The 12,081-nt window shown below is 55.8% G+C and carries 7 protein-coding genes; 3 read left to right on the forward strand and 4 right to left on the reverse strand.

Annotated elements, in window-relative coordinates; genetic code table 11:
• Positions 1–85 precede the first annotated feature (85 nt).
• Complete coding sequence (locus ABEA92_RS01960; protein ID WP_345682111.1) at positions 86–1,474, forward strand: hypothetical protein; 1,389 nt, start codon at positions 86–88, stop codon at positions 1,472–1,474.
• A gap of 185 nt (positions 1,475–1,659) precedes the next feature.
• Positions 1,660–2,628 (forward strand): hypothetical protein, encoded by a 969-nt coding sequence (locus ABEA92_RS01965; RefSeq protein ID WP_345682112.1) that lies wholly within the window; start codon positions 1,660–1,662, stop codon positions 2,626–2,628.
• Between the two features lie 66 nt (positions 2,629–2,694).
• On the opposite strand, the gene ABEA92_RS01970 is transcribed toward ABEA92_RS01965, so the two are convergent.
• A complete protein-coding gene (locus tag ABEA92_RS01970; protein ID WP_345682113.1) occupies positions 2,695–2,871 on the reverse strand; it encodes a hypothetical protein in 177 nt (58 codons plus the stop codon).
• A 110-nt stretch (positions 2,872–2,981) separates the two neighbouring features.
• Positions 2,982–4,571: a phosphoenolpyruvate carboxykinase (ATP) gene (pckA, locus tag ABEA92_RS01975; protein ID WP_345682114.1), complete on the reverse strand. Its 1,590-nt coding sequence runs from the start codon at positions 4,569–4,571 to the stop codon at positions 2,982–2,984.
• A 204-nt stretch (positions 4,572–4,775) separates the two neighbouring features.
• Between pckA and uvrA the strand changes: the two genes are divergently transcribed.
• Complete coding sequence (gene uvrA, locus ABEA92_RS01980) at positions 4,776–7,625, forward strand: excinuclease ABC subunit UvrA (protein ID WP_345682115.1); 2,850 nt, start codon at positions 4,776–4,778, stop codon at positions 7,623–7,625.
• A 367-nt stretch (positions 7,626–7,992) separates the two neighbouring features.
• On the opposite strand, the gene ABEA92_RS01985 is transcribed toward uvrA, so the two are convergent.
• Both ABEA92_RS01985 and ABEA92_RS01990 read right to left on the reverse strand, forming a co-directional pair.
• Positions 7,993–8,313: a hypothetical protein gene (locus ABEA92_RS01985; RefSeq protein ID WP_345682116.1), complete on the reverse strand. Its 321-nt coding sequence runs from the start codon at positions 8,311–8,313 to the stop codon at positions 7,993–7,995.
• A 637-nt stretch (positions 8,314–8,950) separates the two neighbouring features.
• Entirely contained in the window at positions 8,951–11,809 is a 2,859-nt protein-coding gene (locus tag ABEA92_RS01990) for a COG1361 family protein (RefSeq protein WP_345682117.1), read from the reverse strand.
• Positions 11,810–12,081 lie beyond the last annotated feature (272 nt).

Consider the following 12,081-nt stretch of genomic DNA (forward strand, 5'->3'; position numbering starts at 1 on the left):
TGTCTGCAGCCCGGTTGGTTCTCACATATCCTTCCCCCGGTTTGCGATTGTTTTTTCATTTAATGTCCAGGGTCAACCTTTTTCGATGACTTCATTCCGAACTGTGCTCGTAGCCGCTTGGTTGGTTTTATTGACGCCTCTGCTTTCTGGCGAGGAAACGATCATCGTCAAAGCAAAAGCCAAATTACAACACCGGTGGAAAGATCGCCCCACACGGACGATCGCTACGCTGGAAAACTACCAATCGTTTGAGCCTCCACTCAACAAGTACGGCAGTCGCATGGACCAGCGAGAACCGAGCACCGGTTTTTTCTATACCCTGCAAAAAGACGGACGATGGTGGATCGTTGATCCCGAAGGGTACCTTCACATCAACCGCGGGATCGTCTCGGTCAGCATCGGAACCGGACCGGCTCAGCGGAAAGCCTTTGCTTCGAAATTCCAAAGTAAAGCCGATTGGTCGACACAAACGGCCAAGCTACTTCGCGATCATCATTTCACGGGAACCGGAGCTTGGACGGACGACGACCTGATCCAACGCCATAACGACGGCGTTTCGCACTGCATCAACTGGAATTTCATGACCACGTTTAGCAAGGGGCGAACTCGTCGTGGCTCGGGACACGCCAACTATCCCGGAGACTGCATCTTGGTCTTTCATCCAGGATGGGAAGCGTTTTGCAGCAAACATGCACGCGAACAAATCACTCAACACCGCGAAGACCCGAATCTGCTCGGCCATTTTTTTGACAACGAACTTCCGCTGAAACCCGATATGATCGATCGCTATCTTCGATTGGACAAAGACGACCCGGGCTACCTTGCCGCGACCGCCTTTCTAAAAACTCAACATGGCGACGATGCGACGGTCGAGGATCTGACATCATCGGACCGAGCGAAATTTGACGATCTGGTGATGGAAAAGTACGTCGGCACGGTGGCAAGGGCGATCAAGCAAGTCGATCCCAACCACATGTTGCTCGGACCAAGGCTGTATTCGCGCAACGCGTCGCTGGATGTCATCGGCAAGTATGTGGATGCGTTCTGTTACAACCTTTACGGACAGTGGTCCCCCGCCAGCAAAGCCAGTGCACTGGCCGCCGAAGTGGGCAAACCGCTGATCGTCACGGAATACTATGCCAAAGGCATGGACGCCAATGGTCTGAGCAACCAGAGCGGTGCAGGGTGGTGCGTCCCAACCCAGGCCGACCGCGGGCTGTTCTATCAAAACTTTTGCCTTGATTTGATGGAATCGAAGATCTGCGTCGGATGGCATTGGTTCAAATACCAAGACAATGACCCCACCGACACGACCAAAGACCCCTCGAATCTGAATTCGAACAAAGGAATCCTGGACAATCACTATCAACCGTATAGGCCGCTGTTGGATCGAATGAAGGAACTGAACCGCGAGGTGTACGGTTTGATTGACTACTTCGACCAGCGATCGACGACATTGCCGAGCAGCCGGTAAACGGCTTGGTGTCGGCTTGCGGCCCGTGCCATCTGCTTTGGGTAGCGGTGCTACGAAAAACCACTCGGTTAGGGGCAATGTGGATGGCAATGGCCGGTGAACGACGGCCTCGGTCTTCGCAAAACCTTCTGCTACAATACAGAGACGTCACTAATGGTCGTTTCTCAATCGAGTGAACCTCATCCATGCTCGCTGCACTGCATTTTCGCATCACGCTGCTAACCGCCATCGTTTTGTCGCTATTCATCTTGTCATCACCGGCGGTGACCTACGGGCAAGAGCGTCGGGCACCGAAACCGACGTTTAGCGAAGGCGATACCCGCGGCGTTTTCTTTGATTCGCTTGACGAGGCGTTCCGCGACAGCCGTCCGACGCTCGCAACGATTCGCAAGGCATCCTCGGCTGCTGCGATGGCAGCGGTGGCGTCAACCGATACGGATGCGAAAGACGACAACAGCGGCGGTGATGGCGGCTGGGCCAAGCTGATCGCTCCGACGTCGCTGGAGGATGAAATCAAACGGCTAAAGCTGCACTATGACGAAGTCGTTTCCACGCCCGGATCGTTCAAGGGAGGCGGTTACCAAGACGCCCGCTTGGATCTATCGATTTTGGCGACATTGTTTGCGATCATCAACGACTACTCGGGCGATGTACGCTGGAAAGACCAAGCGGCAGCGGCTCGCGACTTGATTGCACGAACCGCGTTCAACTGCAAAGCCGGATCGGCGCAGGTCTACAACGAAGCAAAATTGCGTAAGGCTGACTTGCAAGACCTTGTTGCCGGTAGCGGATTGGCCAATCGCGACGCCGAACCCGAAAACGATTGGTCCATGATCGTCGATCGATCGCCGTTAATGGAATACGCACAGTTGCTGCAAGACAAATTGAAGCAAGCGAGTCGCGACAAGAAATCAACCGAAGAAAACGCCGAGCAAATCCGGCGTGACGCGCAACTGTTGGCGATGGTGGGCAAGGTATTGACGCTGGAAGGGTTGGACGACGCCGAGGACGACGAATACGTCATGCTCAGCAACAACATGTCCAAGGCGGCCAGCGCGGTTGCCACCGCGATGGAATCCAATACCTACGAGATCGGGCCGCTCGTCGGTGCCGTCACCCAAAGCTGTGATGCGTGCCACGAACAGTACCGGTAAGACGCATCCCTAATTGCGGGCTCTTCACTAGCGAGTCACCGCAACTTTGTGGCGGGAACACCCCACTCACTTGATGTCTTTGTCAGAGACCGGTTTGCAGAGGTAGGCTTTTTCGGCTGCGGTTCTGCCGCATTTCTTGCACACAAATTTCGCCGAATGCGCTTCGGCCAGCAGCAGCGGAAGCAAATCCTCGATTTCGCTACGATCCCATTTGCAGATCGCTTTCTTCTTTTTGGGCTTCATTGCGGTCAATCCTGGTGAGTGACGTCGGTCCGTAACCGACCTATTGTAATCTCCCCCACCGCCGCCCGAACGGATTATTCGAGGCGGTCAACCGTGCGATGCCCCCCGAACTAGGTTGCCGCGGGTCCGGCGTTACGGATCGCTTCGCTTGCACCCGATTCGAACTTTTTGAAATTGTCGTGGAACAGGTCCGCCAGCCGTCGTGCACTGCTTTGATACGCGTCGGCGTCGGCCCAAGCGTCCGCGGGCCACAACACTTCGCTTGGCAAATCGCCGCAGGTTTCTGGCACCTCGAAGCGAAAGACCGGGTCCGTTCGCGTGCTGGCGTTCGCCAATGAACCGTCGTGGATCGCGTCAATGATCCCGCGAGTGTGCTTGATACTCATTCGTTTACCGACCCCGTAGGGGCCACCGCCCCAACCGGTGTTGACCAACCACACGTTGCTGCCGTGTTGGCGAATGCGGTCGGCCAACAACTCGGCATACTTTGCCGGATGCCAGACCAGAAACGCGGCTCCGAAACAGGCACTGAAGGTTGCCGTCGGTTCATTGACGTTCATTTCGGTGCCCGCGACTTTGGCGGTATAACCGCTGATGAAATGATACATCGCTTGTTCGGGCGTTAATTTCGCGACCGGTGGCAAGACGCCAAAGGCGTCACAGGTCAAGAAGATGATGTTGTCGGGATGGCCTCCGACGCAGGGAATTTTTGCGTTTTCGATGTATTCGATCGGGTAGGCGACGCGAGTATTTTCGGTAATCGATGCATCGTCGTAATTGACCACGTGCGTTGTTTCGTCGAACACGACGTTCTCGAGCACGCTGCCGTAGCGGATCGCTTGATAGATCTCTGGCTCGCTCTCTGCGCTGAGGTGGATGACTTTTGCGTAACAGCCACCTTCGATATTGAAAATGCCGGTGGACGTCCAACAATGCTCGTCATCACCGATCAGCCGACGGTGGGGATCGGTCGAAAGCGTGGTTTTGCCGGTTCCCGAGAGTCCAAAGAACAGCGACACGCTGCCTTCGGCCGATTCGTTCGCACTGCAGTGCATGCTGAGCACACCCTTCTTGGGCATTAGATAGTTCATCACGGTGAACACGCCCTTCTTCATTTCACCAGCGTACTGGGTGCCCAAAATCACGAACTCGCCGTGCTTGAACGACAAGTCCACACTTGTCGTGCTGGTCATTTGCGCGGTGTAGGGGTTGGCGGGAAACGAACCGGCATTAAAAATGGTGATGTCGGGTTCGCCAAACGTTTGCAGTTGTTCGGCGGTGGGGCGGATCAGCATGTTGTGCATAAACAGCGCATGGTACGCACTTTCGGCAATCACACGTATCTTTAATTGGTGGTCTGGGTCCCAGCCTGCAAATCCATCAAACACAAAAATCCGCGAGCGTGTATTGAGGTAGTCGATGGCGCGTTGGCGATTGATCGCAAACGAGCGGTCGGTCAGCCGGATATTGACATCACCCCACCATATATCGTTACTGCTTTCGGGTTCGTCGACAATTCGTTTGTCTTTCGGGCTTCGCCCGGTCTTGTCACCGCTACGAGTCGCGAGGGCTCCGGAGGCCGAGATCGCGGCGTGTTCATCGATAATTGCGTACTCGTACAACCGAGCCGGCGTCGCGTTGCGAATCACGTCTGAAACACGGATTCCGTACTCTTGCAAATCGATTGGATTAACACTCATCAGTAGCTCTCGCAAATACAGGGTAATCGTCAGGCAACATCGTACGGGGTACGCGAGCATTCGCCAACTCGGTACAAATTTGACGGCTGATAACACGCACCTAGCGATGATTAAGGGCGCATCGTTTGCAACGGCATCCCCTGTCCACTGGCGGTCTGAATCTGAACGACCGCAGCCCGCCCGCACTTCCAACGGAAAAACAACTTGAGCAAGGACTTTATCTCCGTTCGCGGTTGCCGCGTTCACAATTTGCAAAACGTCGACGTCGATATTCCTCGAGGAAAATTGGTTGCGTTTTGTGGTGTTTCGGGCAGCGGCAAAACCTCGCTGGCGATCGACACGTTGTACGCCGAGGGGCAACGTTGCTACATCGAGAGCTTCTCGGCCTACACGCGTCAATTCTTGGCGCGGCTGGATAAACCCGATTGCGATTTGATCGATGGCATCCCTCCGGCGATCGCCGTGACACGTGCTGGCGGATCCAAAACCAATCGCAGCACCGTCGGCACCACCACCGAGATCGCGGACCATTTGCGATTGCTGTTCGCCAAAGCCGCAACGTTGATCTGTCACCAATGTGGTAATCCCGTTCGCAGCGATGACCCAGCCGTCGTTGCCGAAGAGATGTTGCAGTCGGCCGATCGCTCGCGGGCGATGATCACGTTTCCGGTTTGGCTGCCGGATCGACAAGCGGCGAGCGAGATATTGCACGGTTTGCAGCAAGACGGCTATTTGCGATTGATCGTCGGCGAACAAACATTTCATCTGTCGGATTCCGATCGATTGACGCTTGCCAAGAAGGTCGGCCGAAAAGGCATCGAGTGTTTTGTGATCGTCGATCGTGTTTCGAGCGACGCTGAATTGACTCGATTGACCGAGTCGCTGGAAAATGCGATGGGCGAAGGTCACGGCCGCGCGGTCATCTTTTCTGAAGCCGGTGACGGCTCGGCATCCGATACCAATGGATCCGTCAACGTCGTCGAGATTGATTCACGACGATGGCTGCGGCGAACGATCAGCCGTGATCGCCGCTGCGATGCCTGTGACATCGATTACCCCGATCCCGTGCCTCGGTTATTCAATTTCAACAATCCGTTGGGCGCGTGTCCGACCTGCGAAGGGTTTGGTGACGTCGTCGATGTCGACATGGACTTGGTCGTCCCCGACAAATCGCTTTCGCTTGCTGAAGGCGCGATCGCGCCGTGGAACACGCCGTCGTATCAACACGAGTTGCATGAACTGCTTGAACTCGCCCCCGATTATGACATCCCAGTGGACGTTCCCTTTTCGAAGCTAAAGAAAAAGCATTTGAAGTGGATCATCGGTGGCGTGCCCGAGCGAAACTTTGGCGGACTCGATGGCTTCTTTGCCTGGTTGGACCGCAAGAAATACAAGATGCATGTTCGCATTTTTGCATCACGGTATCGCAGCTACCATCCGTGCCCCAGTTGTGACGGAAAACGATTCAACCCGCTGGCGTTGTCTTACTACGTTGGCGACAAAAACGTGGCCGACGTGTTGTCGATGCAAGCCGACGAAGCGGACGCGTTCTTCAAGGATGTCAAGCTGGATAAACGTGAAGCCAAAATCGCGTCCGAGCCGTTGACGCAGATCCGCGACCGCATCGGCTATTTGCAAACCGTCGGGCTTGGCTACCTGCAGCTCGACCGAACACTGCGAACGCTTTCGGGTGGCGAGACTCAGCGGGTCGCATTGACCGCGGCGTTGGGCAGCAGTTTGGTCAATATGCTGTACGTGTTGGACGAACCAACTGCGGGACTGCACCCGGCGGATGTTGAAACGTTAGTCGGAGCAATCTTAGGACTGCGTGATCGCGGCAATACCGTGATTGTCGTTGAACATGACGAGACGATGATTCGCACGGCCGACGAGGTGCTCGAAATCGGGCCGACCGCAGGCAAATCCGGCGGCAAGGTCATGTTTCAAGGAAGCACAGCACAGCTATTGGCGGCAAAAGACAGTTTGACGGGCCAATTCTTGACGGGCGAACGAGGATGGACGCTGCGAGATCGCGAAGTTCGCATCCCCAAAGGCACCATCTCGCTCAAGGGAGCCAGCGGCCACAATCTGCAAAATGTCGACGTCGATTTTCCACTTGGCGTACTGTGTCTGGTGACCGGAGTGTCAGGCAGCGGCAAAAGCTCGCTCGTCCAAGACACGCTCTACGGTGCGATTCGAACTCGAAAAGCATCCGACTTGACGCCGGCATTGCCGTTTGAATCGATCACCGGGCTTGGCCAGATTGATGAGTGTATGCTGATCGACCAATCACCGATCAGCAAGAGTGCTCGCAGTTGTCCGGTGACGTATGTCAAAGCGTTCGACGCGATTCGCAAAGTGTTTGCCGACACGGTCGATGCAAGAACGCGAAACCTTGTTGCGGGTCACTTTAGTTTCAACAGCGACAAAGGACAGTGCCCCGAGTGCGAGGGTGCCGGCGTCCTGCAAATCGACATGCAGTTCTTGGCAGACGTCACGATGCGATGCCCAAGTTGTCAAGGATCACGGTATCGCGACGACATTTTAAAAGTGCGTTATCGCGATCGCACGATTGCCGATGTGTTAGAAATGAGTGTCCGTGAAGCGGTTTCGTTCTTTCGTGGCGAAGAGAAGGCACAAACAAGGCTGCAGCGGCTGATCGATGTCGGGCTCGACTACATCAAACTCGGCCAACCGGGTCCAACACTGTCCAGCGGCGAAGGTCAGCGGTTGAAATTGGCTGCGTTTCTCGCTTCGGCCTCGCGGCGTCGAACGCTGTTCATTTTGGATGAACCGACTACCGGATTGCACTTTGCCGATATCGTTCGACTGGTCGATTGCTTTGACGCCTTGATCGCTGATGGTCATTCGCTGGTGGTCGTCGAGCACAACGCGATGTTGATGCAAGCGGCGGACTACATCATCGATCTCGGCCCGGGCGCCGCCAGTGCTGGTGGACGCGTCGTCGCCACAGGAACGCCCGCAGAGTTGATGAAAAGCAAACAGAGCGTGACCGGCGCGGTATTAAAAGCCGCGCATCACGCATCGTCCTAGACACATTCTGCTCAACTTCTGCTAGCGGCGCGGGTCCCGTCCGGTTGCAGCGAATGAACCGTTCGAATTGGACGGGGCGGGCCCCGCGCCGCTAAAGGACGCACGCGGTTGGCGCTAAGTTCTGTCTGAAAACCGTAGCGGAAGTCGCGGGCGGCTTGTTGATTAAGTGAAGTTTCGTGCGGCAAGGGCCGTACGATGGACTTCCTAGTCCGTCAATGGTGTATTCGACGGACTAGGAAGTCCGTCGTACGATTAAATCAACGAGCCGTCGAGACTTTCGGCAGCTTGGCATCACCCATTGGGAAATCGAAATTCTTCACGAATTCCGCTACCAGGCTTCCGCCTCGGATGCGTTCTCAGACAGTACCTAGGAGGCTTGCGCGGCTGCAGCCGCGATTTCCTTGGCCGAGCGTCGTGTTCGACGCCGCGGTTTGGCACTAGCCCATTCCTTCGTCATCGCTTCGAAGACGTCCGGCGTCTCATAGCGCACGATCGTCTTGCCTTCGGGCATCGGGCCGATCAGCCCGCGAAACACCGGCATGCCGCGTAGTTCCAAATCGGTACTGCAGTCATCGGTGCCGATTTGCACGTGCATCTTCAGAAGCGGGTCACTCGTTGGATAATCATGGATCAACAACGAACCGTCGCGACCGCGTGCGACGACGCGGAAAGTGTCTTTTTTGGCCATGGTGCCTCCGGGAAGGGTTGGATGCTTGGCGCATGGAAATGGGGGATACAAGGTAGCTTGGCCATCAGAACGCCGACGCGGACCAAGAAACTCGCTGCGATAAAGGGAGGGCACCGCATTGAGTTTCACTTCAGGACTGGTACGCGTCGACGTTCGTTGTCTCGCCGACATTTTTTTCGCTGTCTTACACAACGAACCGAGGAGGGTGGTCTCGGGATGCTGCAAGAAGACCCGAGGAGGTCTGCCATGCTAGTGGTATTCATCGTCGCGTGATGCGAGAAAGTCGAAGAAAGAATGCGGCGTCCGCGCACCAGGACAAACGCGTGCAACTTGCACAACGTGCTCTAGACGTTGCCACTGCACCAAGACCATACGAACCCAACAACCGCGCACGGCTGCGAAGCAATCTTTGACCGTTTGCAAGAAATCGCTTGACATGCACCGTCGCCGATCTTGCTAGTTTGTTTTGCGATTGCCGCGATCGATAACGCAACCCTCACGAGCCATGGATGCTGTTAGTTTACTGTTGGATGACAGGCTGGAAGCCTATCCCACACAATGACAGGCTAGAGGTCAATTCGACAAGTTGACATGCTGGAAGCCTATCCCACAGGCTGGCAGCCTGTGCTACGTGTGTTTATGGAATCACTTCGGTTTGGACGCTGTCGACGCCACCAGGGCCGCGACGGCTGACCGATTCCACATTCAACTCGAACGTTTGCGGTTGATTGCTACTCATCACGATATCGTATTCAACTGTCTCGTTTGGACGCATTGATCGGATATCGGCCAAGTAAATCGCACCGGCCTTGACATCGAATTCACCTCCAGTCGGACTGCGACGTTGTGTAATCCGTTCGACCGCCACACCCGGTGGCAAATTGAACCGCACACTGACTTCGCCGTCGACTTGATCGGAATCATTGGTGACACGCAAGGTGTAGCGAATCGGCTGTCCCACGCGGACCGGATTATCACGCCCAAAGATCTCGACTTGAACGCGATCCGATTTCGCCGGACCTGATGGTAATGCCGGAGCCACGGGCCCCGTATCAGGTGTTGCCGGCAATTCGCCTGGACCACCTGGAATCCGTGGCGGCGTGGTCGCCGGTGGCAATAACGGTGGCGCGGTTCCTGAGGGTGGCAACGCCGGAGGTGCACCGGCGACGATTGCGAAAACATGTTCGCCACTGGCGGATGTTCCGTCTCGCGCCACCGCCTCGACACGTACGATCGACTGCGGATTGGTCGCCATCGCTCGGAATTGGCCTTCCAAGACGACACGATCATTAGGGTTCACAATTGGGCCTGGATTCACGACGGGCACGTCCCACTGAATCACCGTTTGTCCCGCACGTGGTTCGGACGCTCCTTCGGTGGCCTGTAGCAATTGTAGTTGTGGATCGTACTGCAACATCACGCGTACATCGCGAATCGGGGTTTGTCCCGAATTGTTAATGTAGGTGCGAACCACAAATATATCGCCGGTCTCGACCCGATCGCGGCTTTCAATCGAAAGCGTCAATGCGGGTGCCTCGGGGATCGGATTGATCACGGTCACGCATGCTTCGCTGACCGCACGTTGTCCGCCGTCGGCAGTCGCTTCGAAATTGACGCAGCGACGTCCTGATGCGGTCGGGATGAATGTGATGGTCGTAGGCCATGTCTCGCCCGGTTGCAGCGGGCCATCGGTCAATTGGTTGCCCAGTTCACGAGTGTTTCGTTCGGGATGCAGCATGTTTGGATCGCCAAACGCCTTCAAGTTAACGTTCGTCAATGGACGATCACCGGTGTTTTTCACATCGATATTGAACGTGACTTCTTCGCCCGCCTCGTATCGTTCTTTCTCAGCTTGCGCGGTAAGCGAAAGCGAAGGCCGGAACACATCGACACGCACGGTGTCTTCGTCAAACAGTCCTCCGTCGCCACGAGCTTGGATGGTCAGCTGAACAGGCGACTGTGATGTCACGTTCATGAACAAGTCCAATTCCATCATGGCTGGGATCGTACCGATTTCCCAAAGCACGCCATTGGGTAAAACTTGGGCGAATGAGTCCGCGCTGACGGCGCGAGTCCCCGGAGGAAACTCGACCGAGACGCGGACATTATTCACAGGCTGGTCGCCTGGGTTCGAGACTTTCGCGACGACTTCGTAAGGAACGTCAAAACTGGCCAGCGATGGAGCGCCCGCGCGGACAGCCAACTGGGGTGAACTCCAGGTGACAAAGGTTTGTCCGCGGCCGAGCGTCATCGTTGGCATATTATCCGAATCGCCTCCCGGTCGAATGACTTGCATATCGACCGTGACAGTGCCGCTGGTACCCGCAATCGGCAGTAATTCTACCGTTGCGTTGCCGTTTTCATCGACGACCGCCTCGGCGACCGACGAACCGTTGGTACCCGCAAACGTTGCGGTTTCGGGTTGTTGTACTTCGTAACGCACTTTCCATCCACGTGCAGGCAAGCTGCCCTCGGCACGTGTCACTCGAGTGGTCAAGGTAACCGGGGTTCCCGCAGGCACGATTTGTGACCCGGGGAATTGCCAGCGTGCGTCGATCCAGTAGATCGTCGCGGTGGCTTTGCGTTGATCCCAGCACTCGCTTTCGGGTGCCAGTACCGTCACACGACTGGTGCCTTCACTTGGACTGCTAATCGAAATCCAAGTTTGGCCTTTTTCTAGCTGTACATCGTCACTGCGATCTAGGTTGCCACGCGTGATCAGCATTCGCTTGGTGCTGGTCAAACCGTGAGCGTACGAGGGATCATGTTTTTCAGGACGTTGTTTCTTTACTGTCATCCGGTGCAAAAGCCCCGGATCGTCGTCACCGACTTGAATGAACGTACCCACGCTGTCGGGAGTCAACATCCACTCGAGCGGTTGGTTCATCTGCAAATACCCATCAGCACCACAGATTCCGGATAACAAAATGACTTCGCCGCCGACGGGAGCGACAATTTTCTGTGGCGTCAACAAGATACAGCCGCGTTCGCCACGATCGGGCAAACAGCGTGGATTGGTATTGGTGATTTCGTCACCATACAGAATCGACGGCGGTCCGCTTTGGCACGAACCGTTACACGGTGCACTTGGCACGCAAGCTTCGTTGTCCTTGCAGTGCTTACCCAGCAAAGAACATTTCGGTCCCGCAGCCGTCCCTAACGCACCGGTGTTCGGTGTCGCACACGCAGGCGGCTCGACCGGTTCAGGAAACGCAGGGGTGGGGAAGGCAAAGGAAGGATTGGTCAGGCAGGAACCGAAGCCTCGCAAGCAGTTGAAGCACAGGCAGCTTTCACCTGCGGATCCAGGCAGTGCGAGTTCGGTGGTGGTCGGTAGCGGAGCGAACAGGCAGGATCCGGTCGGATCGATCGCAGGCAAACGCAATCGGCTGCAACCGCTGGCAACGGCGAAGATCAGCAAAACGGCAACGATCAGAACTTGCCGCAAAGGCAAATTCTGGTTGCGATTCGGCTCGCTTCGTGCTGCGTGGTGGTTCATCGGCCTGCGTCGTGTTTGGATTCGTTCCGGACACACTTTGTCCAAGGAAACGTAGCACGCAAGATGGGGGCATGATGCAAGAAAACAACGTACTTTGTTGCCTAAACGCTACATTTTGACGCCGAGTTTGACGGTAGTGCGGGTTTTGCAGCGAGGTTTGGGTAGTGAGGAGAGGGGAGAGGGGGAGACACGGAGACACGGAGACACGGAGACTGGATGTTGACGGGGGCGAAGACGCTTTGAAGCGGTGAGAGTTGATGCGAACTGCGTTA

Source organism: Novipirellula caenicola, from assembly GCF_039545035.1.
In the GTDB taxonomy this organism is placed as follows: Bacteria; Planctomycetota; Planctomycetia; order Pirellulales; family Pirellulaceae; genus Novipirellula; species Novipirellula caenicola.

Bases quoted from the DNA above. Each gene is read 5' to 3' on its own strand.
- ABEA92_RS01960 (WP_345682111.1), top strand. From the start codon at position 86: ATGACTTCATTCCGAACTGTGCTCGTAGCCGCTTGGTTGGTTTTATTG.
- ABEA92_RS01965 (WP_345682112.1), top strand. From the start codon at position 1,660: ATGCTCGCTGCACTGCATTTTCGCATCACGCTGCTAACCGCCATCGTT.
- ABEA92_RS01970 (WP_345682113.1), bottom strand. From the start codon at position 2,871: ATGAAGCCCAAAAAGAAGAAAGCGATCTGCAAATGGGATCGTAGCGAA.
- pckA (WP_345682114.1), bottom strand. From the start codon at position 4,571: ATGAGTGTTAATCCAATCGATTTGCAAGAGTACGGAATCCGTGTTTCA.
- ABEA92_RS01985 (WP_345682116.1), bottom strand. From the start codon at position 8,313: ATGGCCAAAAAAGACACTTTCCGCGTCGTCGCACGCGGTCGCGACGGT.
- ABEA92_RS01990 (WP_345682117.1), bottom strand. From the start codon at position 11,809: ATGAACCACCACGCAGCACGAAGCGAGCCGAATCGCAACCAGAATTTG.